Source organism: Nocardia sp. NPDC058633 (genome assembly GCF_042717045.1).
GTDB lineage: Bacteria > Actinomycetota > Actinomycetes > Mycobacteriales > Mycobacteriaceae > Nocardia.
Window position 1 is genome coordinate 26,255 of sequence record NZ_JBHXRA010000015.1, and the last position, 23,728, is coordinate 49,982.

General features: G+C 69.0%; 26 protein-coding genes. 11 read left to right on the forward strand and 15 right to left on the reverse strand.

The features are described 5' to 3' along the window. The first annotated feature begins 67 nt into the window (after nucleotides 1-67). From ACFWUR_RS20395 to ACFWUR_RS20410, 4 genes are all read left to right on the forward strand, one after another. Nucleotides 68-208, forward strand: coding sequence for a hypothetical protein (locus tag ACFWUR_RS20395; RefSeq protein ID WP_378908816.1), 141 nt, complete (start codon nucleotides 68-70; stop codon nucleotides 206-208). A 31-nt stretch (nucleotides 209-239) separates the two neighbouring features. After that, a complete protein-coding gene (locus ACFWUR_RS20400) occupies nucleotides 240-371 on the forward strand; it encodes a hypothetical protein (protein ID WP_378908818.1) in 132 nt (43 codons plus the stop codon). A gap of 61 nt (nucleotides 372-432) precedes the next feature. After that, on the forward strand, nucleotides 433-588 hold the full coding sequence (locus ACFWUR_RS20405; protein ID WP_378908819.1) for a hypothetical protein: 156 nt from the start codon (nucleotides 433-435) through the stop codon (nucleotides 586-588). Between the two features lie 64 nt (nucleotides 589-652). After that, nucleotides 653-1,462, forward strand: a complete 810-nt coding sequence (locus tag ACFWUR_RS20410) for an aldose 1-epimerase (RefSeq protein ID WP_378908820.1) — start codon at nucleotides 653-655, stop codon at nucleotides 1,460-1,462. Between the two features lie 143 nt (nucleotides 1,463-1,605). Here ACFWUR_RS20410 and ACFWUR_RS20415 read toward each other — a convergent pair whose 3' ends face one another. From ACFWUR_RS20415 to ACFWUR_RS20460, 10 genes are all read right to left on the reverse strand, one after another. Continuing rightward, on the reverse strand, nucleotides 1,606-2,109 hold the full coding sequence (locus ACFWUR_RS20415; protein ID WP_378908821.1) for an arginine repressor: 504 nt from the start codon (nucleotides 2,107-2,109) through the stop codon (nucleotides 1,606-1,608). A 34-nt stretch (nucleotides 2,110-2,143) separates the two neighbouring features. Beyond that, nucleotides 2,144-3,076: an ornithine carbamoyltransferase gene (gene argF / locus ACFWUR_RS20420; RefSeq protein WP_378908823.1), complete on the reverse strand. Its 933-nt coding sequence runs from the start codon at nucleotides 3,074-3,076 to the stop codon at nucleotides 2,144-2,146. Beyond that, complete coding sequence (locus ACFWUR_RS20425; RefSeq protein WP_378908824.1) at nucleotides 3,073-4,275, reverse strand: acetylornithine transaminase; 1,203 nt, start codon at nucleotides 4,273-4,275, stop codon at nucleotides 3,073-3,075. The genes argF and ACFWUR_RS20425 overlap by 4 nt, the downstream gene beginning before the upstream one ends. Then, a complete protein-coding gene (gene argB / locus ACFWUR_RS20430) occupies nucleotides 4,272-5,186 on the reverse strand; it encodes an acetylglutamate kinase (protein WP_378908825.1) in 915 nt (304 codons plus the stop codon). Before argB ends, ACFWUR_RS20425 begins: the two co-directional genes overlap by 4 nt. Beyond that, nucleotides 5,183-6,409 carry a bifunctional glutamate N-acetyltransferase/amino-acid acetyltransferase ArgJ gene (gene argJ, locus ACFWUR_RS20435; protein ID WP_378908827.1) on the reverse strand — a complete coding sequence of 409 codons (1,227 nt, stop codon included), beginning with the start codon at nucleotides 6,407-6,409 and terminating at the stop codon, nucleotides 5,183-5,185. The genes argB and argJ overlap by 4 nt, the downstream gene beginning before the upstream one ends. Then, nucleotides 6,406-7,464, reverse strand: a complete 1,059-nt coding sequence (argC, locus tag ACFWUR_RS20440) for an N-acetyl-gamma-glutamyl-phosphate reductase (protein ID WP_378908828.1) — start codon at nucleotides 7,462-7,464, stop codon at nucleotides 6,406-6,408. The genes argJ and argC overlap by 4 nt, the downstream gene beginning before the upstream one ends. Before the next feature lie 27 nt (nucleotides 7,465-7,491). Then, nucleotides 7,492-8,715: a cation:proton antiporter gene (locus ACFWUR_RS20445; RefSeq protein ID WP_378908829.1), complete on the reverse strand. Its 1,224-nt coding sequence runs from the start codon at nucleotides 8,713-8,715 to the stop codon at nucleotides 7,492-7,494. A 57-nt stretch (nucleotides 8,716-8,772) separates the two neighbouring features. Continuing rightward, on the reverse strand, nucleotides 8,773-9,339 hold the full coding sequence (locus ACFWUR_RS20450) for a hypothetical protein (protein WP_378908831.1): 567 nt from the start codon (nucleotides 9,337-9,339) through the stop codon (nucleotides 8,773-8,775). Further along, nucleotides 9,336-9,905: a TetR/AcrR family transcriptional regulator gene (locus ACFWUR_RS20455; RefSeq protein ID WP_378908832.1), complete on the reverse strand. Its 570-nt coding sequence runs from the start codon at nucleotides 9,903-9,905 to the stop codon at nucleotides 9,336-9,338. Before ACFWUR_RS20455 ends, ACFWUR_RS20450 begins: the two co-directional genes overlap by 4 nt. Nucleotides 9,906-10,089: 184 nt before the next feature. After that, nucleotides 10,090-10,581, reverse strand: a complete 492-nt coding sequence (locus ACFWUR_RS20460; RefSeq protein WP_378908833.1) for a pyridoxamine 5'-phosphate oxidase family protein — start codon at nucleotides 10,579-10,581, stop codon at nucleotides 10,090-10,092. Nucleotides 10,582-10,644: 63 nt separating this feature from the next. On the opposite strand from ACFWUR_RS20460, the gene ACFWUR_RS20465 reads away from it, so the two are divergent. Further along, nucleotides 10,645-11,631, forward strand: a complete 987-nt coding sequence (locus tag ACFWUR_RS20465; protein WP_378908834.1) for a helix-turn-helix transcriptional regulator — start codon at nucleotides 10,645-10,647, stop codon at nucleotides 11,629-11,631. A 91-nt stretch (nucleotides 11,632-11,722) separates the two neighbouring features. Here ACFWUR_RS20465 and ACFWUR_RS20470 read toward each other — a convergent pair whose 3' ends face one another. Next, nucleotides 11,723-12,820 carry an FAD-dependent monooxygenase gene (locus ACFWUR_RS20470; RefSeq protein WP_378908836.1) on the reverse strand — a complete coding sequence of 366 codons (1,098 nt, stop codon included), beginning with the start codon at nucleotides 12,818-12,820 and terminating at the stop codon, nucleotides 11,723-11,725. A gap of 101 nt (nucleotides 12,821-12,921) precedes the next feature. On the opposite strand from ACFWUR_RS20470, the gene ACFWUR_RS20475 reads away from it, so the two are divergent. The 4 genes from ACFWUR_RS20475 to ACFWUR_RS20490 all read left to right on the forward strand — a co-directional run bounded on the left by ACFWUR_RS20475 (nucleotide 12,922) and on the right by ACFWUR_RS20490 (nucleotide 16,764). Continuing rightward, nucleotides 12,922-13,470, forward strand: a complete 549-nt coding sequence (locus tag ACFWUR_RS20475) for a TetR/AcrR family transcriptional regulator (RefSeq protein WP_378908837.1) — start codon at nucleotides 12,922-12,924, stop codon at nucleotides 13,468-13,470. A gap of 104 nt (nucleotides 13,471-13,574) precedes the next feature. Beyond that, nucleotides 13,575-14,993, forward strand: coding sequence for a serine hydrolase domain-containing protein (locus tag ACFWUR_RS20480; RefSeq protein ID WP_378908839.1), 1,419 nt, complete (start codon nucleotides 13,575-13,577; stop codon nucleotides 14,991-14,993). Beyond that, complete coding sequence (locus ACFWUR_RS20485) at nucleotides 14,990-16,099, forward strand: sensor histidine kinase (RefSeq protein ID WP_378908840.1); 1,110 nt, start codon at nucleotides 14,990-14,992, stop codon at nucleotides 16,097-16,099. The genes ACFWUR_RS20480 and ACFWUR_RS20485 overlap by 4 nt, the downstream gene beginning before the upstream one ends. Continuing rightward, complete coding sequence (locus ACFWUR_RS20490) at nucleotides 16,096-16,764, forward strand: response regulator (RefSeq protein WP_378908842.1); 669 nt, start codon at nucleotides 16,096-16,098, stop codon at nucleotides 16,762-16,764. The genes ACFWUR_RS20485 and ACFWUR_RS20490 overlap by 4 nt, the downstream gene beginning before the upstream one ends. An 8-nt stretch (nucleotides 16,765-16,772) precedes the next feature. Here the strand turns inward: ACFWUR_RS20490 and ACFWUR_RS20495 are convergent, their stop codons facing one another. From ACFWUR_RS20495 to ACFWUR_RS20510, 4 genes are read right to left on the reverse strand one after another with little or no spacing between them, the layout of a single operon-like run. Continuing rightward, on the reverse strand, nucleotides 16,773-18,200 hold the full coding sequence (locus ACFWUR_RS20495) for a GntP family permease (protein WP_378908843.1): 1,428 nt from the start codon (nucleotides 18,198-18,200) through the stop codon (nucleotides 16,773-16,775). A gap of 10 nt (nucleotides 18,201-18,210) precedes the next feature. Next, entirely contained in the window at nucleotides 18,211-18,852 is a 642-nt protein-coding gene (locus ACFWUR_RS20500; protein ID WP_378908844.1) for a bifunctional 4-hydroxy-2-oxoglutarate aldolase/2-dehydro-3-deoxy-phosphogluconate aldolase, read from the reverse strand. Next, on the reverse strand, nucleotides 18,849-20,462 hold the full coding sequence (locus ACFWUR_RS20505; RefSeq protein WP_378908846.1) for an amidohydrolase family protein: 1,614 nt from the start codon (nucleotides 20,460-20,462) through the stop codon (nucleotides 18,849-18,851). Before ACFWUR_RS20505 ends, ACFWUR_RS20500 begins: the two co-directional genes overlap by 4 nt. Before the next feature lie 9 nt (nucleotides 20,463-20,471). Beyond that, entirely contained in the window at nucleotides 20,472-21,767 is a 1,296-nt protein-coding gene (locus ACFWUR_RS20510; protein ID WP_378908847.1) for an amino acid deaminase, read from the reverse strand. A gap of 155 nt (nucleotides 21,768-21,922) precedes the next feature. Here ACFWUR_RS20510 and ACFWUR_RS20515 point away from each other — a divergent pair, with 155 nt between their 5' ends. Both ACFWUR_RS20515 and ACFWUR_RS20520 read left to right on the forward strand, forming a co-directional pair. Further along, nucleotides 21,923-22,957: a sugar kinase gene (locus ACFWUR_RS20515; protein ID WP_378908849.1), complete on the forward strand. Its 1,035-nt coding sequence runs from the start codon at nucleotides 21,923-21,925 to the stop codon at nucleotides 22,955-22,957. After that, nucleotides 22,954-23,724: an IclR family transcriptional regulator gene (locus tag ACFWUR_RS20520; protein ID WP_378908850.1), complete on the forward strand. Its 771-nt coding sequence runs from the start codon at nucleotides 22,954-22,956 to the stop codon at nucleotides 23,722-23,724. The genes ACFWUR_RS20515 and ACFWUR_RS20520 overlap by 4 nt, the downstream gene beginning before the upstream one ends. Nucleotides 23,725-23,728 lie beyond the last annotated feature (4 nt).

Genomic DNA, 23,728 nt, shown 5'->3' on the forward strand with positions numbered 1-23,728 from the left:
GAGTACGCTCGGCTATGAGACGCTGGTCACAGTAGGCAACCATTGGGTCGGGACCGAAGGAGCCATCATGCAGTCGCTACGTGATTTCGCCGAGGCCAACTACGACCTGATCGGGACGGTCGTCATCGGACTCGGGAACCTCGGCCTGACGGTCGCCAAGACCGTCATCGATCTCGGCACCCCCCTGCTCCAGGGATTCTTCGCCTGACCCCACCGACCTCGAATCCAGGGAGCACACCATGGACGAAGTCCTGCAGTTCCTCTCCGACAACTATGAAGCCGGCGCCGCCCTCGGCCTCTATATCGGCCGCACCGTCTTCGAGATCACCGCCCCGCTGACCCTGCTGATCCTGAACTTCCTGAACTCCTGACCGCTCGCGTGTGGCACTCTGGGAGAGCACTATTCGCTCGCCACACGGGAGGACGAACAAGATGCTCCACTACATCGCCCAGGAATTCTCGACCCTCGGCAACGGTGTTCTCGATGTCGGCCGTGCCGTCGTCGGACTGGTCCAGGACATCATCGACATCGCCACGCCGAACAACCACGGCGGTGGCGCGGGCGGCGGACAGTACCCGTTCAATTGAGCCCCGGCCGCGTTTCGACGCGGGTTACCGTCGGTGACCGACCCACGCCGCTGGTGTGCCGACCATGACCGACGCTGTGCGGCTCCGCGCAGGCTCCGCGGGTCTCACGATCGCCCCGGGCGACGGGGGCGCGATCCACAGCCTCACCGTCGACGGCACCGAACTGCTCCGCCAGGACCCGGGAACCGGCTGTTTCGTCATGGCGCCGTGGGCCGGTCGGCTCGGCGGGGGTGAGCTGACCGTCGGCGGCCACGCGTATCGGATGCCGATCAACAATGCCCCGCACAGCATCCACGGCACCGCACGCGAGGGAGCATGGGACGTGGTCGCGGTGTCGCCGAGCGAGGCGACGATCAGTCATCGGCTCGGTGACCCATGGCCGTTCGCCGGGACCGTCACCCAGACGTTCACGCTCACCGACACCGGCCTCACCCTGGCGATGCGCATCGCCACCGACCGTGATGCTTTCCCCGCCCAGGGCGGCTGGCATCCGTGGTTCCTGCGCGAGGTCCCACCCGCCACGGGCCCGCTGGTGCTCGAGTTCGACCCGGCATGGCAGTACGAGCGCGGCGACGACTACCTCCCCACCGGGCGCGAGATCGCGCCGACACCGCCACCGTGGGACGACTGCTTCGCAATGCCCGACGGCGTCGAGGTTCGACTCACCTGGCCCGGGTTCCTGGAATTCACCATCACCAGCCCGGTCCACGACGTGGTCGTCTGGACACTGCCGACAGAGTCGCTGTCGGTGGAGGCGCAGTCGGGACCACCCAACGGCCTGAACACCGATCCCCGGATGGTCACACCCGAGGCACCGCTCGATGTGCGCGTGGACTGGACCTGGCAGCGGTTGTCGCCGGACCCGGCACGGTAGCGCCTCGCGTCACCCACGAACGCGTCGGATCGCCGACACCCCATCATCGACAACGACGGAATCGGTGCCAGCCGTTGGCTGTTCGCTGTCACCGCGCGAGCTCGTGGTGGGCGCGACTGCCGGGCAGCCGAATTGTGGTCGGGTCAGGCCAAATCCTCGATTTTGGCCGCCAGTTCGGCGCCGGTGAGGGGTTCGCGAGCGATGACCGCGATGGTGTCGTCACCGGCGATGGTGCCGACGATGAACGGCAGCGCGGCGCGGTCCAGGGCGCTGGCCAGGAAGTGGGCGGCGCCGGGCGGGGTGCGCAGGACGGCGAGATTACCACTGGCATCGGTGGAGACGAGCAGGTCGCCGAGGAGTTTGGACAGGCGGCCGGTACCGCCGGTGACGCCGCGCACGGGGCTGCCGTCCTCGGGGACGATGTAGACCCCCGCGCCGCCGTCGGCCGCACGCAGTTTCACCGCGCCGAGTTCGTCGAGGTCACGTGAGAGGGTGGCCTGGGTGGTCTCGATGCCCTCGGCGGACAGCAGGGCGGCGAGTTCGGTCTGGCTGCGGACCGAGTGGGAGGTCAACAGTTCGATGATGCGGGACTGACGGCCGGCGCGGGTGCGGGCGATCGCGGGCGAGCCCTTCTCGGGTGCGCTCATCGCCGCGCCTGTGCGCCGGCCCCGGTTCGCGGTCTCACGCGGCGGCTTTCGCGAGCAGCCACACCAGCAGCGCCTTCTGTGCGTGCAGCCGGTTCTCGGCTTCGTCCCAGACCACGCTGTGCCCGCCGTCGAGTACTTCGTCGGTGATCTCCTCGCCGCGGTGCGCCGGAAGACAGTGCAGCACAATCGCTTCCGGGGCAGCGTAGGCGAGCAGCTCGGTATTGAGCTGGAACGGGCGGAACGGGCCGACCCGATCGAGACCGTCGTTCTCCTGCCCCATGGAGGTCCAGGTATCGGTGACGAGCACGTCGGCACCGGTCGCGCCGATCACCGGGTCACCCGTCACCGAGACCCTCGCACCGGTGTCCGCGGCGCGCTCGGCGGCGGCATCCAGGATCCACGGCAACGGTTCGAAACCGGCGGGCGCGGCGACGGTGACGTTCATTCCGGCGGTCACCCCACCCAGCAGCAGCGAGTGGGCCATGTTGTTGGCGCCGTCACCGAAGTAGGTGAGGTTCAGTCCTTCGAGGAACCCCTTGCGCTCGCTGATCGTCTGCAGGTCGGCAAGGACCTGGCAGGGGTGGAACTCGTTGGACAACGCGTTCACCACGGGAACCGTCGAGGTGACCGCCATCTCGTCGAGGCGGGACTGTTCGAAGGTCCGCCACACGATGGCGTCGACATAGCGCGAGAGCACGCTGCCGGTGTCGCCGAGGGTCTCCTCCCGACCCAACTGGGTGTCGCGGCCGTCGACGACCACCGCGTGCCCGCCGAGCTGGGCGATGCCGAGCTCGAACGAGAAGCGGGTGCGGGTGGAGTTCTTCTCGAAGATCACCCCCACGCCACGCGGACCGTCGAGGGGTCGGTGCGCGAACGGGTCCTTCTTCAATTCGGCGGCGATGGCGAGTATTTCGGCCTGTTCGGCCTGGGTCACATCGTCGTCACGCAAGAAATGACGCAGGGTCACTTGGTCGCTCCCTTAGCATCGGCGGCGGCCTTGTCGAGGATCTCGGGCAGGTCGGCGACGAAATTGTCGGCCTGGGTTTCGGTGAGCACCAGCGGCGGTGCCAACCGGAGGACGTTGGGCTTGGCGGGGTTCAGCAGGTAGCCGGCCTCGCGCGCCCGTTCGTCGACATACGCGGAGATGTCGTCGCGCAAGACGATGCCGATGAGCAGGCCCGCGCCACGCACGTGGTCGATCTCGGGGTGCTCGAGCAGGGCGATGCCGTCGCTGAGCTTCTTGCCGACCCGTTCCACATGGGTCAGCAGGTCGTCGGAGTCGATGGTGCGCAGCACGGCCAGAGCCGCCGCGGCACAGACGGGATTGCCGCCGAAGGTGGTGCCGTGCAGGCCCGGCGTGAGCAGTTCGGCGGCCCGGCCCTGCGCCAGCACGGCGCCGATCGGCAGGCCACCACCCAGGCCCTTGGCCAGGGTGATCGCGTCGGGGACGATGCCCGCCGCCTGGTGCGCGAAAAATGTTCCGGTGCGCCCGATTCCGGTCTGCACCTCGTCGAGGATCAGCAGAGCCCCAGCCCGGGAAGTGATGTCGCGAGCCTTGGCCAGGTAGTCGAACGGTGGCACGACCACACCGCTCTCCCCCATCATCGGCTCGAGAAACACCGCGGCGGTATCGGCGTCGACCACCGCGTCGAGTGCGGCGGCGTCACCGTAGGGCACGTGCACGACACCGGGCGGCATCGGCTCGAACGGCGTTCGCTTGGCAGCCTGACCCGTGAGCGCCAGCGCGCCCATCGTGCGACCGTGAAACGCCTCCTCGGCGGCCACGATCTTGGTCCGCCCGGTGAGCCGCGCGATCTTGAACGCGGCCTCGTTGGCCTCGGTGCCGGAATTGCAGAAGAACGCCTTGCCCTCCCCGTCGCCGAAATGCGCGAGCAGCTTCTCGGCCAGCTCGATCACCGGCTCGTTGGCGTACAGGTTCGACACGTGACCGAGCGTGCCCAGTTGCTGGGTGACCGCCTCCAGGATCGCGGGGTGGGCGTGGCCGAGGCTGTTGACCGCGATGCCACCGAGGAAGTCGATGTAGCGCTTGCCGTCGGCGTCGTAGAGCACCGCGCCGGCGCCGCGCACGAGCGCGACCTTGGGGGTGCCGTAGTTGTCCATCATCGCGGCCGACCACCGCTGCTGCAGCATCTCTGTTTCGCTCATGATTGCGTTCCATCCGGCGACCCGGCGGGGGTCACCATGGTTCCGATTCCTTCTCCGGTGAACAGCTCCAGTAGTACCGAATGCGGCACCCGCCCGTCGATCACGTGGGCGCTGGGCACCCCGCCGAGCACGGCGCGCAGACAGGCTTCCATCTTCGGCACCATGCCCGCATCCAGGCGCGGCAGCAACGTCGACAAGGCGTCGGCGTCGATGCGGCTGGTCAGCGAGGAGCGATCCGGCCAGTCGGTGTAGAGGCCCTCGACGTCGGTGAGGACGACGAGTTTCTCGGCGCCGATGCCCTCGGCCAGTGCGGCGGCGGCGGTGTCGGCGTTGATGTTGTGCACCACGCCGTCGGCGTCGGGGGCGATGGTGGAGACCACCGGGATGCGGCCCGCGTCGATCAGGTCGAGCACCGCGCCGGGGTTGACCTCGGTGACGTCGCCGACCAGGCCGATGTCGGTGGCCACACCCTCGACGGCGACCGTGCGCCGGGTCGCGGTGAACAGGTGCGCGTCCTCGCCGGAGATACCGACCGCGTACGGGCCGTGCGCGTTGATCAACCCGACGAGCTCACGGCCCACCTGACCGAACAGCACCATCCGCACCACATCCATCACCTCGGGGGTGGTGACGCGGAAGCCGCCGCGGAATTCGCCTGCCATACCGAGCCTTGTCAGCATGGCGTTGATCTGCGGGCCACCGCCGTGCACGACCACCGGGTGCACGCCGACGGTGCGCAGGAACGCCATGTCGGCGGCGAAGGCGGCCTTGAGTCCGTCGTCGACCATGGCGTTGCCGCCGTACTTCACCACGACGATCTTGTCGCGGAACTTCTGCAGCCACGGCAGCGCGTCGGCGAGCACGTGCGCCTTGTCCAGCGCGGAAAGGCTGTGCACCACACTGGGGCTCATGAGCTGTATGCCGAGTTCTCTTCGACGTAGGCGTGCGAGAGGTCGGTGGTGCGCACCATCGCGGTGCCGTCGCCGACATTGAGCTCGATGTGCACGTCGACGTCTTCGCCGGACAGGTCGACCGCACGGGCGCCGGGCGCGCCGACGCTGTCGACGCACACCGGATCGCCGTTGAACGACACCGTGATCCGGTGCGGGTCGAGGGTCACGGGCGCGATACCGACAGCGGCGAGCACACGGCCCCAGTTCGGATCGGAACCGAACAGCGCGGTCTTGACCAGGCTGTCGCGGGCGACGGCGCGCGCGACGGTCAGCGCCTCGTCTTCGGATACCGCGCCGGTGACGGTGACCCGCACCCGCTTGGTGACGCCCTCGGCGTCGGCCATCAGCTGCGCGGCCAGGTCGTCACACACGGTGAACACCGCGGCGTCGAGATCGTCCTGCGACGGCGCGATGCCGCTGGCACCGTTGGCCATGAGCAACACGGTGTCGTTGGTGGAGCAGGAGCCGTCGACATCGAGCCGGTCGAAGGTGTACTTCGTGGCCTTGCGCAGCGCGGAATCGAGCTGGGCGGGCGTGGCGACCGCGTCGGTGGTGAGCACCACGAGCATGGTGGCCAGCGACGGCGCGAGCATGCCCGCACCCTTGGCCATGCCGCCGACGTTCCACTTGTCCTCGCTGTGGAAGGCCGACTCCTTCGCAACGGTGTCGGTGGTCATGATGGCGTGGGCGGCGTCGGAGCCACCCGATAGGCCGCCGCCCATCTCGTGCACGATCTCGGTGACCGCGGGAAGCAGCTTGTCCATCGGCAGACGGTCACCGATGAGACCGGTGGAGCACACCGCGATCTCGCCCGCACCGGTCTCGGTGCCCCAATTGCTCAGTGCCGCGGCGAGTTCCTCGGCGGTCTTGTGCGTGTCCTGGAAACCGCCGTGGCCGGTGCAGGCGTTCGCGCCGCCGGAGTTCAGGATCACCGCACGCAGATGACCGGTCTTGAGTACCTGCTGCGACCACAGCACCGGCGCAGCCTTGACCTGGTTGCTGGTGAACACACCGGCCGCCGAGTATTCGGGGCCCTCGTTGAGCACCAGCGCGAGGTCCGGCTTGCCGCTGGCCTTGAGACCGGCCGCGATGCCCGCCGCGCGGAAACCCAGCGGTGCGGTGACGCCCTGGGTGTGGATCAGTTTGCCGTGGTCCGGGGTCTGCGGATCAGGGGTCGTCACGGTGCCACTCCTACGGTGGAAAGTCCTGCGGTCTCGTCGAATCCGACGGCCAGATTCATCGATTGCACCGCGGCGCCCGCGGTGCCCTTGGTCAAGTTGTCGATCGCGCCGATCACCACGAGCAGACCCGCGTCGGCGTCGACGGCGACCTGCAGGGTGATGGCATTGGAGCCGAGCACCGAACCGGTCTGCGGTAGCACGCCTTCGGGCAGCAGGTGCACGAAAGGTTCTTCGGCGTAGGCCTTTTCGTAGACAGCGCGGGCCGCCTCGGCATCGACCCGTGTCGGGGCGGTGCAGGTGGCGAGGATGCCGCGCGGCATCGGCGCGAGTACCGGGGTGAACGAGACCGAGACGTCGACGCCGCCTGCGGCTTTCAGGTTCTGCGCGATCTCCGGGGTATGCCGGTGCGCGCCCGCGATGCTGTAGGCCCGGACGCTGCCCATCACCTCGGAACCGAGCAGACCGACGTCGAGCTTGCGACCCGCGCCCGAAGTACCGGTCACCGCAACGACATTCACCGTGGGCTCGATGATCCCGGCGGCGATCGCCGGGGCCAGCGCCACACTCGACACGGTGGGATAGCAGCCGGGCACGGCGATCCGCCGGGCGCCGGTCAGCTTCGCCCGCGCGCCGGGCAGTTCGGGTAGGCCGTAGGGCCAGCTGCCCGCGTGGGCACTGCCGTAGTACTTCTCCCAGGCGGCGGCGTCGGCGAGCCGGTAGTCGGCGCCGCAATCGATGATGATCGTCTCGTCGGGCAGGGCGGCCGCGATCGCGCCGGACTGGCCGTGTGGGAGACCGAGGAACACGATGTCGTGGCCGGCCAGGATGTCGGGGGTGGTCTCGTCGAGGATCCGGTCGGCCAGCGGCAGCAGATGCGGCTGCAGCGCGCCCAGAGCGGTGCCCGCGTTGGAACCGGCGGTCAGCGCCCCGATCTCGAGGCGCCCCGCTCGGTATTCGGGATGGCCGAGCAGTAGACGCAACACTTCGCCACCGGCGTAACCACTCGCACCGGCAACCGCCACCCGCAACACGGGTTCTCCCGACGAATCAACCATGCGATGATTATGCACGACTATGCAAGCTCATTCATGCGTGGGTGTGACCGACTTCGCCGCATGCGCCCCGATCAGGCGGGCTACCAGCGGAAACACCAGGACGGTCGTCGCGCCCGCCGCGACCAGAATCGAGGCGACATCGGCGGTCAGCAGGCCGGTCTGGGTGGCGACCTGAGTCACCGCGACGATGATCGGCAGGCCCGTCGCGGCGTAGAGCGCCAATTCGACGCGCTCTGCCCCGGTCGACAGGTTGTCCCCGCGCGCCACGAACCGCTCGCTCAGCCAGACGGGCAACCCGCGCGCGAGGGCGATGATGACCACGAACCACAACCACAGCATCGGATTGCGACCGACCGCCGCCACGTCGATACCCATCCCCGACACCACGAAGAACACCGGGATCAGCAGCCCGTAGCCGATGGCCTCCAGTGACGAGTCCACATCCGGATGCCCCGCCGCGATGAGCCGCCGCAGGATCATGCCCGCGGCGAACGCGCCGAGCACTACGTCCAGGTCGAAGACCTCGGCCACCACCATCAGCACCAGCAACAGCAGCACGACGCCGCGCACCGGCAGCTGCGAGGTGCCACCGCCCAGCCTGCCCAGCGCGGCGCCGAGGTCGGGAATCCGGTCGAGCATCCGCACCGGCACGAATCCGACGACCGCCGCCGCCACCACGAACATCACCACGATCACCACCGCGCTGCCCGCGTCTCGACTGGTGAGCAGCACCGACATCGCCACGATCGGCCCCAGCTCACCCACCGCACCGTGCGTCAGCACCGCGCGGCCCAGTGGTGAGTCGAGGCTTCCCGACTGCTTCAGAATCGGCAGCAGGGTACCGAGCGCGGTGGAGGTCAACGCGATGGCGACCGCGATCCGCGTTCCGGTCGACTTGTCCGTGGCCGCCACGACGATCGCGAACGCGAACAGCAGGCACACGATCCACACGGCCCACGCCGTGCGTCCCGATCGGCCGCGCAGCAATCGCGGATCGAGCTCGTAACCCGCCAGCAGGAACAGCATCCCCAGCCCCAACTCGCTGACCAGGTCCACCCCGCCCGCACTGCTCGCCCATCCGAGCACGTGCGGTCCGAATGCCGCGCCGGCTACGAGCAGGATCACCACATCCGGCAGATAACCGCGCATCAGTCGCGACAGCAGCGGCGCGGCCACCGCGATGAGCGCGATCCAGAACAGCGAGACGATCGGCGAGGGATCTCCGACACCAGCGGAAGCGAGCAGATCCATGCAGCTCATCGTGGCACAGCGGCCTGCCCGATCCCCGAAACCGCGCCCTGCCGATCCTCACCCCACCGGGCGAGGCGTTCGCGGCCGAGGCTCGTCGACGGTGCCCGGCTCCGGCAGGAGGTGGGCGAGCAGGAGTTTGATCAGCAGGACGGGCCCGAACCAGAGCACGAACGTGGGGACCGCGAGCACGGCCACCGTGATCGCGGTACCGAACACGGTGGCGGCGAACGCGATCGGTGTGCGCAGGTGCTGGGGCACCGAGGTCACCGTGATCGCGGACGCGACGGCGATCACGTAGATCGCGCTCGCCGTCCACCAGCCGAACCCGGGGACCACCAGCGCGAGCAGGAACGGCTGGCCGTGGATCGCCACGAACGCGAGGTGATGGCGGGCCTCACGCCCTGGCCGGTGGAACCAGCGCTTCGCCGACGCCGTCGCGTTCACCACCGCGCCGCCGAACACATCGAAGCCGACCAGCGTGACGACGGCGATCATCAGCGCGGATCCGCCCGTTCGCCCGGCGAGCAGACCCGCTGTCGCCGCGCCCACCACCGCGGCCGTATAGCACAGGGCGGCTTCACTTCTCGTCGCGTTCGGGGCGATCAGCCGGTCGGTGATCGTCATCGCCGGATTCCGTCCACGCACACAGCCACGAGAGGTTCGGTCAAGTCGACGAGCCGGACACGATCGTCGGCGAGCCACTGCACCAGGCAGCCTTCGATCGCGCCGACGATCACCGCCGCATGCTCGGGTCCGATCCCCGCCCGCAAGTGCCCGTCGTCGCGAGCCTCGCGCAGCAGCTCGGCGATCGCCGCGCGGTAGTCCGCGTACACGGCGGCCATGTCTATCGGGGAGCGGGCGGCCCACACATCCAGCAGCACGCGCGCGTGATCGGGATGTGCCGCCAGCATCGCGACCGCCGCCCGGATCAGCGCACCCAGCCGATCCAGCGCCGACCCGGTCGAGGGCAGTGCGAGCTGTGCCCGCGCGCGGGCACGGTACTGGTCGAACGCCGCGGTCAGCAGTTCCTCCCTGCTGCTGACCGCCAGGTAGACACTGCCTTTCGCGACGCCGGCTTCGGCCGCGACGTCCTCGATCCGCGACGCGGCGAAACCTTTGCGCGCGAACACTCGCACGGCCGCGTCCAGGATTTCGGAGCGCCTGGCGGCCACATCGACTCTCTTCGGCATGCACCCGATTATGACTGACCAGACAGTCATAATCAACCCATCGATCCCTCCCGCTCTCGACGAACTGCCCCGACAACCTCGCGGGCGACCGCGGCCCGAATCAGTGTTCTCGTGCGGGGCGAGCGAACTGCTCGCGGGAGCCCGCGTCTCACGCCGGACCCCTCGACGTACTGAACCGGGCGGCTCATTGCTTGCGCACGATTGTTTCGCCGGCACCCGGTTTCCAGACGGTGATGTCGAGATGGTCGTCGCTGACTTCGACCGTGGACGCGCCGGTGAGGTCGGCGACATAGAAGTGGTCGAATTTCTCGCCGCGAATGTCGAGACCGCTGTCGTCGAACAGATTCTGCGCGAAGCGTGCGTGCACGGCGTCGTCCTGGAGATCGGTGACGGTGCCGAAGAGTTTCGCGTCGCCGTCCGCGACGTTGGTGTCGATGGTGGCGGTGTGCAGGCAGAAGCGTGGATCGCGGGCGAGGTCGTCGAATTTCCGGGTCTTCGGCATGCCGGCCAGGATGAGCATGTCCTCGAAGATCATCGGTTCGATCGGGCTGATCCGCGGTGATCCGTCGGCGCGCAGGGTGCCGAGCATGCACAGGTTGCCGGTGGCTCGATGGCGGCGCAGAAACAGCGCCGCGATGCTCGGGGCTTCTTCGGTGAACTGGCTCCACGTGGTCATATCTCGTACGGTACGACCCAACCTCGACATCTCCTGTCAGGTTTGACGGCTAGTCTCGAAGTTGTGCGAGCGAGCAGATTGGTGCGGCTGCTGCTGCTGTTGCAGACGGGCGGCGGCACGACCGCGAGCGCGTTGGCGCGGGAGCTGGAGGTGTCGGTGCGCACGGTGTACCGGGACGTGGAAGCGCTGTCGGAGGCCGGCGTTCCGGTGTACAGCGCGCCTGGACGCGGCGGCGGCGTGCGCTTGATCGACGGCTACCGGACCCGACTCACCGGCCTCACCTCCGACGAAGCCGATGCCGTACTCCTCGCGGGCCTGCCCGGCGCAGCCGCCGACCTGGGCCTCGGCACCGTCCTGGCCACCGCGCAGCTGAAAATGCTCGCCGCGCTCCCACCCGAACTGCGCGGCCGGGCCACCCGGATCGCCGAACGCGTCCACATCGACATGCCCGGCTGGTTCCAGCGCCCCGACGCCACCCCCACCCTCGCCACGGTCGCCGACGCTGTCTGGCACGACCACCGCCTCACGATCAGCTACCGCCGCGGCGATCGCACGGTAGCGCGCACCCTCGAACCGCTCGGCCTGGTCATGAAGGCAGGCACCTGGTACCTCATCGCCCGCGACGGATCCGATGTCCGCTCGTATCGGGCGAGCCGAATCGCCACCGCCGAACCGACCGGCGAATCCTTCACCCGGCCGGCCGATTTCGATCTCGCCACGCACTGGCAGGACGGCGCCGAACAGTTCGCGCGATCGATCCTGCGTGTGCGCGCCCACTGCCGAATCTGCACCGACCAGCTGAACCTGCTCCGCCTGATGAACGACGCTGCCGCTGTCCGCGAAGCCCTGGACTCGTTGCAACCCGCCGACGCCGACGGCTGGGCCGACATCACGATCCCCGGGGAGTCCCACGAAATCCTCGCCCACGCCCTGCTCCCCCTGGGCGATCACGTCGAGGTCCTCGACCCACCCGAGCTGCGCGCGATCATGGCTGCCACGGCCGCCTCGATGTTCGCGCGCTACCACCGGTCGGTGCAGGCAAGCAGCTAGTGCGGTGCCGCTGTACCCGGGAACCGCTCGTCGCCGTGTCGACTGTCCGAGAGCGATCACGGTCTCGCGTCCGCTGACAGCCGACGGTATGTCAACAGGTCCAATCGAGAACCGTTGCCATGGCGCGGAGTTGGGCCGACGCGGGGGTCAGCCGCATCGCAGTGTCGCGGAGCGCGACCGCGGTCGGCGTGGAGAGCTGGGCGATGGTGCCGATCCGGGCGGAGCGGCGGGCGATCATCTGCGCGCGAGGTCGGCGGCGACGGTCGTATTCGGCGAGGCCGTTGGGTTCGCCCACGGAGTTACCCAGGATGACGGCATCTTCGAGGGCTTGGCAGCCGCCCTGGCCGAGGTTCGGTGTCATCGCGTGCGCGGCGTCGCCGAGCAGGGCGATCCGGCCCGCGGTGAAGGTCGACAGCGCAGGCAGGTCGTAGATGTCGTTGTGCAGCACCGCGTGCGGGTCGGCGGCAGCGAGCAACGCGGGTATCGGGTGGTGCCACCCGGCGAAGAGCTCGCCGACGTCGGCGAGGCTTCCGGGAGCGTGTTCGGGCGCGTTGTAGACGGCGAAGCAGTACACGCGGCCGTCGGCGAGGGGCGCCATGCCGAAACGCCTGCCGCGACCCCAGGTTTCACCGAATTCCGTCAACGGTTCGTCGAGGTCGATCACCGCCCGCCAGGCGGTATAGCCCGCGTAGCGCGGTGCCACGTCGCCGCAGACGGCTCGACGGACGACGCTGCGAATCCCGTCGGCACCGACGACCAGATCGGCGCAGGAGGTCCCCGCGGAGTGGAGGACTCGCCCGTCGACAGTCGCCTCGCGCACCGAGATTCCGGTGCGCACAACCCCTTCGGGCAACGCGGCGCGCAGGATGTCCAGCAACCGGGCGCGGTGGATCACGACGGGAGCACCGAACCGTTCCCGCAGTGTCGTCACATCGGTCCGCGAGAGCCATCGCCCGCGCTCGTCCCGAACCCCGGCGGACACCTCCGCCATCCCGTGCGCACGCACCGCATCGCCGACGCCGAGCGCGTCCAGCGCCCGTAACGCGTTGGACCACAGCGAGATCCCCGATCCCACCGCCTCGACCTCCGGTACCCGTTCCAGCACCTGAACAGACCACCCCCGACCGACGAGCGCGAGCGCCGCGGCCGTTCCCCCGATTCCGCCGCCGACCACGATCGCTGTAGACATCGCACACTCCCTCGTTTCGGGTACCGACCATGACTTTACTACGGCTGTAGTGTCAAACACTACGAATGTAGTACTGCTCACTACGGGCGTAGTATCGGCGCGTGGCTACCAAACGCGAGCAGGTACTCGACGCCGCTATCGAGGTGTTGGGCACGGGTGGGTCGCGTGCGCTCACCCACCGCGCGGTGGACCAGGCCGCCGACCTGCCGCCCGGTTCGACCTCCAACTATTTCCGCACCCGCGAGGCGCTGCTGTGCGGCGTGGCCGAACGCCTCGAACAGCGCGATCACGCCGACTGGGAGACGCTGAACCGCACACTCGGCCTCGCCACCGTCGAGCACCTCATCGACGGTCTCGCGCTGTTCCTCACGCACGCGACGACCACCGACCGCATCCGCACGCAGGCACGTCTTGCGCTGTTCGGTGAGTCGCAGACGATGCCGGCGCTCCACGAATCAGTGCAGCGCGGGCACCGGCGACTGCGCGCGTGGGCGATCGAGATGGCCGCGTCGGTCGGCTTGGCCGCCACCGACGCCGGGATCCTCGTCGACTATCTCGACGGCGCCGTCGTTCACCGGCTGACCGGGGCGGAGGTCGGCGAAGACCCGCGCGCAGCGCTCGCTCGACTGACGCGCGCGCTCCTCGACTGAACGACGCCGCTGGGCGATCACGCCCGGCATTCCCGACTTTCGTCCAGGCCGGTCGTGGCCGTTCGTCGGATCCCAGCCAGGCGAGCAGTTCCTACGGTTGCCGCATGCATCGCGTACTGATCATCACGGCAGTCATCATCGTCGGCTTCTCCGCACCCTCGAGCGCGCTCGCCGCGCCCGGCCCGGCGGACATCACTCCCGCGGCCATCGACGCCTACCTGGCGAGGGCGATGGACTCCACGAGGCTGCCGGGAATCTCCGTGGTGGTCACCCGTGGCGACACCGTCGTGCACGCCACCGGCGCGGGTCAGGATTCACGGGGCGAGCCGATCACCGAGCACTCGCCGATGCGCATCGCCTCACTGAGCAAGTCGATGACCGCGACCGCGGTGATGATGCTCGTCGAGGAGGGACGTCTCGCACTGGACAGGCCGGTGGTCGAGCAGTTGCCGGAGTTCCGGATGAACGATGCTCGGGCAGACCGGATTACTGTGCGGCACTTACTGAATCAGACATCCGGACTCTCGGATAGGACGGTCGATATCGGTGCCACCGATCACGCACGGTCGTTGACCGACTACGTCGCCACGGTGCAAACCGGCACGTTGGCCGCCGAGCCCGGAACGCGGTGGGCCTACTGCAACGTCAACTACGACATCGCCGCGCGACTGGTGGAAGTGGCAAGTGGCCGTGACTTCGGCGACTTCCTGCGAGAGCGCGTGTTCGCTCCGCTGGGAATGACGGCCAGCGGCACCGACGCCGACCTGCCCGCACCGCCGGACGGCTTCACCTCACTGTTCGGGCAGTGGGTTCCGCGGCCCGAACTCGCGGGGTTCGCGGGCGGTGGAGCCGGTTCGGTCATTACGACGGCCGCGGATATGGGCCGGTGGCTGATCAGCAATACCGGCAACGGCCCGCAACTCGTCACCGCGCGGAGCCTGACAACGATGCGCACCCCGGTCCTGCACCGTTACGGAATGGGTTGGGGCACAGAGGAAGAAAGCGATCTGGTTGTCCATTCCGGAAACCTGTTCACCTACAACGCCGCTCAGGCGATCGACCCGGACACCGGGTACGGCTTCGCCGTGCTCACCAACAGCGCCGGACTCGCCGACGACACCTACCCGGTCATGCTCGGCCTGGCCGCGATGAGTCGTGGGGAGACACCGGAAACACCCGGCGGCGCCCGACAGTGGACGGAGCTCGCGCTCGGGGCGAGCACGGTGACCGCACTCGGACTCGGTGCGCTCGGTGCGATCCGAGCGCGGCGGTGGGCGCGCGCCAGGCTCGGGAAGTCGTTCTGGTGGACCGGCGCACGGATGCTGCCCGCCCTGATTCCCGGCCTGCTGTTCGCCGGTTTGCCCGCGATCGTCTCGATCATCATGAGCGGGCGCACGGTCACCTGGGCGCAGCTCGCCTACTACGCGCCGCTGCCGATCGCGGTCGCCGCGGCCGCCGCGGCCGGGCTGGTCACCACGGTGACGCGGCTGTATCGGCTGCGATCGGTAAGGTCGGGCGAATGAGGAACGGGGCCGCGCTGGTGCTGCTCGCGGGAGCGGCCCAGGCCAATGGGCTGTTTCTCGACGCTGTCCCGCTGTGGCGGCAGATGCTGTACCTGGTGCTCGCCGTCGTCGCCTTTCTGCACGGTCGACGACTGCCGTTCCCGCGCGAATGGACGGTGCTCGCCGCGCTGACGGTGCCGGGAGTGGTGCTCACGCTGGTCGATTTCTCGGTCGGCAGCGGTGTGCTCGGGTCGTTCGTTCTCGCCTGCGCGCTGCCGTGGTCGGCGGGTCGATTCCGTCGTCAGCAAGCCGAACTGCTGGCGGCGAGTGCCGAGCGGGTCACTCATCTCGAACAGGAGCAGCGGCTGATCGCCGAGCGCGCCGAGCTGCGTGAACGCACCCGGATCGCCGCGGACATCCACGACAGCCTCGGCCACGACCTGGCGCTGATCGCCCTGCGTGCGGGTGCGCTGGAACTGGCGGGCGAGCTGTCCGAGCAGAACCGGCAGGCGGCCGCCGAACTGCGGGCCGCCGCGGTGACGGCCACCGATCGGTTGCGCAGCACCATCGGGGTGCTGCGTCGAGCGGGCCCGATCGACCCGCACATCGAACACGTCACCGCGGTCGTCGACAGCGCGCGCAGCGCCGGAATGGTTGTCACGACACAGGGTTTCGACGGCGTGCCGATGCCACCGCTCATCGAGCGGGCGGTGTCCTACATCGTGCGCGAGTCGCTGACGAACGCGGCACGGCATGCTCCCGGCGCCGAGGTCGTGATCGGCGTGGAGCGCACCCCGACTCGGGTCGAGGTCACGATCGCCAACCTACGGACCGGCCTGCCGATCCGCGCGACCGGCACAGCGCCCTTCTTCGACCTCGCGGTCGACAGCTCGCCGGGTGCCGCTACCGACTCTCGGTCCGCATCCACGTCCAGCGAACCGCCGGACTCTCGGCCGGGCGTCACATCCAGCCGTCCGCCGGGCCCGGTACAGGGAACCGGCATCGGTCTCGCAGGTCTGCGCGACCGAGTTCACCTGCTGGACGGCTCCTTTCACGCGAGCGCCGAGGACGATCGTTTCATCGTCCGCGCGCGGATCCCACTCGATCGGAACGGGGCAAGTCGATGACGATCCGGGTGCTGCTCGCCGACGACGAACCGTTGATCCGCATCGGCGTGAAGGCGATCCTGGCGACAGACCCGGAGATCGACGTGATCGCCGAGGCGGGCGACGGACGCGAAGCGGTCGAGTTGGCCCGCCGGCACCGGCCCGACATCGCGCTCCTCGATATCCGAATGCCGCGATTGGACGGACTCGGCGCCGCTGCCGAACTACGCACCACGCTGCCGACCACGGCGGTGGTCCTGCTGACCACATTCGACGAGGACGACTACGTCGACGCCGCGATGGCGCACGGCGTCGACGGTTTCCTGCTCAAGGCCGCCGACCCTCGCGAACTTCTGCTCGGCGTCCGCGCCGTGGCCGACGGCGCGGCCTACCTGTCCCCGCGGATCGCGCAGAAGGTCATCGCCCGCTCCGGTAGCGCCGCGCCGACCGTCACCGCCGCGCGGCGACGCGTCGAGGCGCTGACCGACCGCGAACGAGACGTGCTCGCTCTGCTCGGGCGTGGACTGTCCAACGCCGACATCGGCCGTGGACTGTTCCTCGCCGAGGCGACGGTGAAGTTCCACGTGAGCGCGATTCTGCGGCGGCTCGACGTGGACAACCGGGTGCAGGCCGCGATCCTGGCATACGAAGCCGGGCTGACCCGTGGGGACAGCCCGGCTCGGTGATGCGGTGCTCAGACGATCGAGAACAGTAGCGCCGCGACCGCGAAACTCACTATCGACAGGATGGTTTCGAGCACGGTCCAGGTTTGCAGCGTCTGTTTCACCGTCATGTTGAAGTACTTGGCGATGATCCAGAAGCCGCCGTCGTTGACATGGCTGAGGATGATCGAGCCCGCCGCGATCGCCATGGCGATCAGCGCGATCGCCATCTGCGAGTAGCCCTGCTCGGCGACCAGCGGTGCCACGATGCCGCCGGTGGTGACGATGGCGACCGTCGCCGAACCCTGCGCGATACGCAGCCCACAGCTGATCAGGTAGGCGAGCACGATGATCGGCAGTCCCGCCGCCGACATCGTGTCGGCCAGCGCCGTGCCGATGCCGGTGGCGGAGATGACCTTGCCGAAGAAGGCGCCCGCACCGACCACCAGCAACACCATGCCGACCGGCTTGAGCGATTCGGCGGTGATGGTACTCAGCTCCTGCACCGTCGAACCACGTCGGATTCCGAGCAGATAGAAAGCGACCAGCACGGTGATGAGCAGTGCGACGGCCGGGGTGCCGAAGAAGGTGAGCACTTGCAGCAGGGCCGAATCCTTGTCCAGCAGTTGATAACCGAACGTGGCGCCGAGGATCAGCACCAGCGGGATGGCGATGATGCCACCGATCAACCCCACCGAGGGCGGCGATTTCGTGATCACCGCCGTCGCACCCGAACCATCGGCGGGCTCGGGCTCGGGCTCCAGCGGCACGAACTCCTCCGGCACCGAGACCTGCACCCGCTTGCCGATGTAGGTGCCCCACATGATGCCCGCGGCGATGAAACCCGGGATGCCACAGACGAAACCCATGAGAATCAGCCAGCCCAGGCTCACCCCGAGCAATCCGCCGAGCGCGACGGGTCCGGGGTGCGGCGGCAGGAACGCGTGCGTCATCGACAGACCTGCCAGCATCGGCATGGCGTAGAGGACCAGCGAGCGCCCGCCGCGCTTGGCCGCGACGTAGACCAGCGGCGCGAGCACGAAGATGCCGATGTCGAAGAACACCGGGATGCCGAAGATGAGCCCGAGCAGGCCCATCGCGACGGGAGCGCCCTTCTCGCCGAACACCCTCAGCAGTTTGTCGGTGAGAACGTCGGCGCCACCGGATCTTTCGAGGATCGCGCCGAGCACGGTGCCGAGGCCGATGATCACCGCGATGTGGCCGAGGATGCCGCCGAAGCCTGTTTCCAGTAGTGACTCACCGGCTTTGAGCGGTGTGCCGACGATCTCGGAGATCGGCAGCCCGGCGGCCAGCGCCAGCAGCAGTCCGGTCAACAGCAGCGCGACGAACGGCTCCAGTTTGACCTTGATGATGGCGATGAGGAGTACAGCGATCGCGAGACCGCACAGCACCAGCAACCCGGGGGTGGTGGTGCGCAACCAGTCGACGGTGGCGCCCATGGAAAACCTCTCAATCAAGCGAACGGACGAAATGCGCGGCCTTGGCGCCGATGTGGGACCAGCGCGCGGCCTCGACGTCGGACGGGGCGACCACGTCGGTGCCTGCGGTCACGGCGATCGCGCCCGCCCGGAGGAAGTCGCGGGCGTTGTGGGAATTGACGCCGCCGGAGGGGATCAGCAACAGATGCGGGAACGGCCCGAGCAGATCCTTGAAGTACTGCGGGCCCAGCGCGCGCGCCGGGAAGATCTTCACCGCCGCCGCCCCCATCTCCGCCGCGGCGAGGACCTCCGACGGGGTGAACGCACCCATGATGACCGGAATCGTGTGCGCCGCGGCCACTTCGGCGACCTCGGGGCGCAGCGCGGGCGTGACCAGGAACCGGGCACCGACCTCGATGGCGGCTTCGGCCTGCGCGCGGGTGGTGACGGTGCCGACCCCGATCACGGCGTCGGCGACCGCGGAGGCCTTGCTGATCGCGTCGAGCACACCGACGGTGGTGAAGGTCAGTTCGACCGCCCGCATCCCGGCGCCGACGAGCGCGTCGGCGAGCGCGACCGGGTCGGGAATGTCGGGTGCGCGGACCACCGTGAGGGCCCGGTCCGCGCGGATCACCTCCATGGCCTCCGACGACGAGCTGAGCAACGGGTTCATCGGGTTTCCTCCTTCGTGGGGTCCAGGCGCAGCGCGCGACCGGCGCGAACCCCGGTCGCGGTGCCGTTCTCCAGTGCGAATTCCCCGTTGACCAGCACGTGCTGGATTCCGCGGGCCTGTTGTCGGGGGTGGTCGAACGTGGCCGTGTCGTGGATCGTCGCCGGATCGAAGACGACCAGGTCGGCGGCGAAACCGGCCCGGATCAGGCCGCGTTCGGCCAGGCGCAGTCGGGCGGCGGGTCGGCCGGTGAGGTGGTGCACGCAGTCCTCGAGTCCGAGCACGCCCAGTTCCCGGACGTAGCGCGAGAAGTACCGGGGAAAGGTGCCCCAGGCGCGCGGGTGGGGTCGGGCCCCGACGAGCAGCCCGTCGCTGCCGCCCATGTGACCGGGGTCGACCATGATGGCGCGCACGTTCTCCTCGTGGCCGACGTGCTGCAGGATCGTGGTGGCGAGTTGGTCGCGGCGCAGCAGGTCGAAGAAAACCTCCACCGGGGCGATCCCGCGCTCGGCCGCGATCTCGTCGACCGTGCGCCCGACCGAGTCCGACAGCGCGTCGTCGCCGACCCCGCTGATCTGGATGGTCTCCCACTCGACGGTGACGCCGTGGCAACCGTCGGAGCCGTTGACGTCGACATCATCGGCGATCCTGGCGCGCTCGGCCGGGTCGTCGAGGCGGGCCAGTGCGGCGTCGGGCCCACCCGACATCGCCCAGCTGGGCAGCAGCGCGGACAGGGTGGTCGACCCGGGCAGGTAGGGGTAGGTGTCGAGGGTGATGTCGCAGCCGTCGGCGCGACCCTGCGCGAGCATCGCGAGGAATTCCGGTGCCCGGCCGCGGTTGATCCCGAAGTTCATGGTGGCGTGGGTCAGGTGCAGCGCGCACCCGGTGGCCGCGGCCAGGCCGATCATCTCCGCGTAGGCCTCGAGCGCGCCCGCGCCATAGGAGCGGGTGTGCGGTGCGTAGAAGCCACCGTAGGAGGCGACCACCGCGCACAACGCGGCGAGTTCACCGGTGTCGGCATACATTCCGGGCGTATAGGTGAGCCCGCTGGACATGCCGACCGCGCCCTGTTCGAAGCCCTCGGCCAGCAGTGCGCACATCCGGTCGATCTCGGCGGCGGTGGCCGCGCGCTGTTCGCTGCCGACGACGAGCATGCGCAGCGTGCCCTGCGGCACCAGATAGGCGGCGTTGGGCGTGATGCCCTGATCGAGGCGGTCCAGGTATTGCGCGACGGTGCGCCAGGTGAAGTCGAAGTCGCCGGGGTTGCCGTTCCATCCCGCGATCTGCTTGCGCACCACCGCGAGCGTCGCTTCGTCGATGGGTGCGTAGGACAGCCCGTCCTGGCCGATCACCTCGGTGGTGACGCCCTGGGTGATCTTGGGGAAGTGGTCGGGATGGGTGAGCAGGTGGAGATCGGAGTGCGCGTGCATGTCGATGAACCCGGGTGTGAGAACCGAACCCGGCTCCACGGCAACGACTCTCGCGTCGGACTCGATGGAGCCGGGTGGCGCGATCTCGGCGATGTGGCCGTCGCGGACCGCCACGTCGCCACGGGTGCGTGGGGCGCCGGTGCCGTCGACGATGTCGATGTCACGAAAGAGCAAGTGCGTCATGGTCGTCCGTCAGAAGTAGGTGCGGATCAGGTCGACCATGCGCGGGTCGGTCGCGTCGGCGTTGTCGATCACCGGGATGAGACGCCACTTGTCGAACGCGGTGCACGGGTGTGAGAGGCCCAGTCGCACCACGGAACCGACGGGCAGGGCGGTGTGATCGGCACCGGGCAGACGCAGGAAGGTGTGCTGATCGTTGAGCGCGGTGACCACCGCGTTCGGTGGAAGCGTGCCGCCGACGACCCGCTGGGGCACGGGCAGGCCTTCGTCGAAGGGGAAGTCGCGTTTGCCGCCGTCGAGCAGGGCCAGTTCCGGCTCGGGCCGGGAGACCACCCGAGCCCAGCCGTGCATGGCCGACCGAAGACCGGGTTCTGTCGCGGGCGCGGCGAGCGGGGAGATCCCGGCGTAAAAGCCGTCGTCGTGCACCAGGTAGGCGCCGCTGCGCAGGACGACGGTGGTCGCCACGCCGCGCGCACCGGCGGGGTCGGCCAGGCCGGCGAGCTCCTCCACGACCAGTTCGGGGTACGCGCTGCCACCGGCGGTGACCACCGCCGGTCCCGAATAGGCCCCCGCCGCAGCGAGTTCGGTGTGCAACGCGCCAAGTTCGCCGAGGTAGACGCGCACCGCCTCGACACCAGCGGTGCTGCGATCGTGGGCCAGCGCGCCTTCGTAGCCCGCGACACCGGCCAGGCTCAGACGCTCACTGGCACCGATGGCGACGGCGACCGCGTGCGCTTCGGCGCGGGTGCGGGCGCCGGTGCGGCCGTGCGGGCCGCCCAGTTCGACCAGCACTCGAACACGGGGACCCGCGGGAGTATCACGCAGGATCTTGTCCATCAGTTCGACGGTGGCGACGCCGTCTGCCCAGCAGTAGAACTCGAAGCCGGGATCACGCGCCGATTCCGCGGCGGCCCAGGCCAATCCGACCGGGTCGATGAGGGTGTTGGCGAGCATGATCCGGCCGACACCGAACACGCGCGCGAGCTGCGCCTGCCACGCGGTGGCCAGCGTGATCGCCCACGACCCGGTCACGAGCTGCTCGCGCCACAGCTGTGGCGCCATCGTCGTCTTGCCGTGCGGGGCGAGCGCGACGCCTGCCGTGGCGGTCCACTCGGCCATGAGGTCGCGGTTCGCGTCGAGCCTGTCACGGTCGAGGGTGAGCAACGGTGTCTGCCACCGATCGAGTCGCGGTGCGGTGGCGAGGTATTCGCGCACGGTGCTTCCCCATGCCGCCGGCGGCACGCTCTTGCCCTCGGGTCCGAGCAACTCGTCGGCGAGGGCGTCCACGACGTCGTTGTCGATGATCACAGCATCCCTTTCTCCTCGACCGAACCCGGGGTGACGGCTCGATCGGTTATGTCGAACAAGTATTGCACTATGCGCAACGGTGGTTGCGCTGACTGTTCCTGCTCGTTATTGTGCATCCCGAGGGCAGTGACCGCAAGCACGAAAGGACAAATGGGGTGACCCAGGCAACAACCACTCGGCCGAGGGCGGTCACCGTCGGCGAGGGACTCGCCGTACTGATCGCGGGCGCGGGACCCCTGGAGCGATCGGCGCGGTTCGATCGCGGCGCGGGCGGCGCGGAGGCCAACGTGGCCGTGGTGCTCGCCCAACTCGACGTGTCGGCGGCCTGGCTGTCACGGGTCGGCGACGACGGCTTCGGGCGGTACCTGGTCGCCGAGCTCGGTGCGCAGGGGGTGGACGTCAGCGCGGTCGCCGTCGATCCGACGCGACCCACCGGCCTGTACATCAAGGAGCGGGGTGCGGGATCCGGGGTGGCCAACGACCTGGACGCCGATGCCAGCCGCATGCACTACTACCGCACGGGGTCGGCCGCCAGCGCGCTGTCGCCTGCCGACCTCGCAGGCCGGGCGCCACTGCTCGACGCCGTCGACCTCGTGCACTTCACCGGCATCACCCCGGCACTGTCGGAGTCGGCGAGCGAACTCACCCGCGCGCTGCTCGCCCGGCCCCGTCACGGGTTGGTCAGCTTCGACCTGAACTACCGTCCGGCAGTGTGGGGTTCGCGAATCGATGAGGCCACCGACGAACTCGACGCGCACATCCGCGGCGCCGACGTGGTGTTCCTCGGCACCGACGAGGCCGAGGAGATCTTCGGCACCGGCGACCCGGGCACCCTGCGCGCGTTGTTCCCCGAACCCGCCCAGCTGATAGTCAAGAACGACAAGCACACCGTCACCGGCTTCGAGGGTGCGTCCTCGATCGAGGTACCCGCGCTGACGCTGACGATCACCGAGCGCATCGGCGCCGGTGACGCGTTCGCCGGCGGCTACCTCGCCGCCCTGCTGCACGGCGCCGACCTGCGCACCCGCCTTCGGTACGGGCACTTGTGCGCCGCGGCGGCGCTCACCGCTACCGGCGATGCGGCGAAACTGCCACCGTCACAAGATCTTCGACGCCTGGCGATGCTTTCCGACCGGACCTGGGCCGGGTTGCGCTATCCCGCGGCGCTGGATGAAACGATCAGCTCATGAGTCAAAGCGTGTCGCGGGCCATGTCCATTCTCATCGCCCTCGGCGAGAACTCGCAGTCGCTCGACGAGCTGGCTGTCCGGCTCGGGGTCCACAAGTCGACGGTGCTGCGCCTGCTACAGACCATGCAGGCCGACCGGTTCGTCGTGCGCGACAACGCCCATCGCTATTCGCTCGGCACCCGGATGTTCGAATTGGCCAGCCGCGCACTGGAGAACCGCGATGTGCGCACCGTCGCCCGTCCGCACCTGAGCGCGCTGGGCGCGGCCACCGGGCAGACCGTGCACCTGGCCGCCTACGAATCGGGCGACGCCGTCTACATCGACAAGGTCGACGCCGAGCAGGCGGTGCGGATGTACTCGCGGATCGGCAGGCCCGCTCCGCTGCACTGCACCGCGGTCGGCAAGGTACTCGTCGCCGCGCTGCCGCGCACCGAATGGGCCGCGGTGGCAGCGCGATTGGACTACCACCCCTTCACCACCCGAACCCTGCGCTCACCCGAGCAGTACCTGGCCGAATTGGCGCTGGTCGACGCGCAGGGCTTCGCCGAAGACCACGAGGAACACGAGAGCTTCGTCAACTGCATCGGCGTCGGCGTGCGCGACGGACTCGGTTGCGTCGTGGCCGCGGTGTCGGTCTCGGTTCCCGACGTGCTGCTCGACCACGATCAGGTGCTGGCTTTGTTGCCCCAGGTCAGAGCAACGGCCGATGCCATCTCCATCGAACTCGGCTGGGACCCCCGCCGAGACGTCACCGCGAGGAAAGGCTGAACCC

What these genes read in the sequence shown, in the direction of transcription:
- ACFWUR_RS20395 (WP_378908816.1), top strand. Translation starts at nt 68, where the DNA reads ATGCAGTCGCTACGTGATTTCGCCGAGGCCAACTACGACCTGATCGGG.
- ACFWUR_RS20400 (WP_378908818.1), top strand. Translation starts at nt 240, where the DNA reads ATGGACGAAGTCCTGCAGTTCCTCTCCGACAACTATGAAGCCGGCGCC.
- ACFWUR_RS20405 (WP_378908819.1), top strand. Translation starts at nt 433, where the DNA reads ATGCTCCACTACATCGCCCAGGAATTCTCGACCCTCGGCAACGGTGTT.
- ACFWUR_RS20410 (WP_378908820.1), top strand. Translation starts at nt 653, where the DNA reads ATGACCGACGCTGTGCGGCTCCGCGCAGGCTCCGCGGGTCTCACGATC.
- ACFWUR_RS20415 (WP_378908821.1), bottom strand. Translation starts at nt 2,109, where the DNA reads ATGAGCGCACCCGAGAAGGGCTCGCCCGCGATCGCCCGCACCCGCGCC.
- ACFWUR_RS20425 (WP_378908824.1), bottom strand. Translation starts at nt 4,275, where the DNA reads ATGAGCGAAACAGAGATGCTGCAGCAGCGGTGGTCGGCCGCGATGATG.
- argB (WP_378908825.1), bottom strand. Translation starts at nt 5,186, where the DNA reads ATGAGCCCCAGTGTGGTGCACAGCCTTTCCGCGCTGGACAAGGCGCAC.
- argC (WP_378908828.1), bottom strand. Translation starts at nt 7,464, where the DNA reads ATGGTTGATTCGTCGGGAGAACCCGTGTTGCGGGTGGCGGTTGCCGGT.
- ACFWUR_RS20445 (WP_378908829.1), bottom strand. Translation starts at nt 8,715, where the DNA reads ATGGATCTGCTCGCTTCCGCTGGTGTCGGAGATCCCTCGCCGATCGTC.
- ACFWUR_RS20450 (WP_378908831.1), bottom strand. Translation starts at nt 9,339, where the DNA reads ATGACGATCACCGACCGGCTGATCGCCCCGAACGCGACGAGAAGTGAA.
- ACFWUR_RS20455 (WP_378908832.1), bottom strand. Translation starts at nt 9,905, where the DNA reads ATGCCGAAGAGAGTCGATGTGGCCGCCAGGCGCTCCGAAATCCTGGAC.
- ACFWUR_RS20460 (WP_378908833.1), bottom strand. Translation starts at nt 10,581, where the DNA reads ATGACCACGTGGAGCCAGTTCACCGAAGAAGCCCCGAGCATCGCGGCG.
- ACFWUR_RS20470 (WP_378908836.1), bottom strand. Translation starts at nt 12,820, where the DNA reads ATGTCTACAGCGATCGTGGTCGGCGGCGGAATCGGGGGAACGGCCGCG.
- ACFWUR_RS20480 (WP_378908839.1), top strand. Translation starts at nt 13,575, where the DNA reads ATGCATCGCGTACTGATCATCACGGCAGTCATCATCGTCGGCTTCTCC.
- ACFWUR_RS20485 (WP_378908840.1), top strand. Translation starts at nt 14,990, where the DNA reads ATGAGGAACGGGGCCGCGCTGGTGCTGCTCGCGGGAGCGGCCCAGGCC.
- ACFWUR_RS20490 (WP_378908842.1), top strand. Translation starts at nt 16,096, where the DNA reads ATGACGATCCGGGTGCTGCTCGCCGACGACGAACCGTTGATCCGCATC.
- ACFWUR_RS20495 (WP_378908843.1), bottom strand. Translation starts at nt 18,200, where the DNA reads ATGGGCGCCACCGTCGACTGGTTGCGCACCACCACCCCCGGGTTGCTG.
- ACFWUR_RS20500 (WP_378908844.1), bottom strand. Translation starts at nt 18,852, where the DNA reads ATGAACCCGTTGCTCAGCTCGTCGTCGGAGGCCATGGAGGTGATCCGC.
- ACFWUR_RS20505 (WP_378908846.1), bottom strand. Translation starts at nt 20,462, where the DNA reads ATGACGCACTTGCTCTTTCGTGACATCGACATCGTCGACGGCACCGGC.
- ACFWUR_RS20520 (WP_378908850.1), top strand. Translation starts at nt 22,954, where the DNA reads ATGAGTCAAAGCGTGTCGCGGGCCATGTCCATTCTCATCGCCCTCGGC.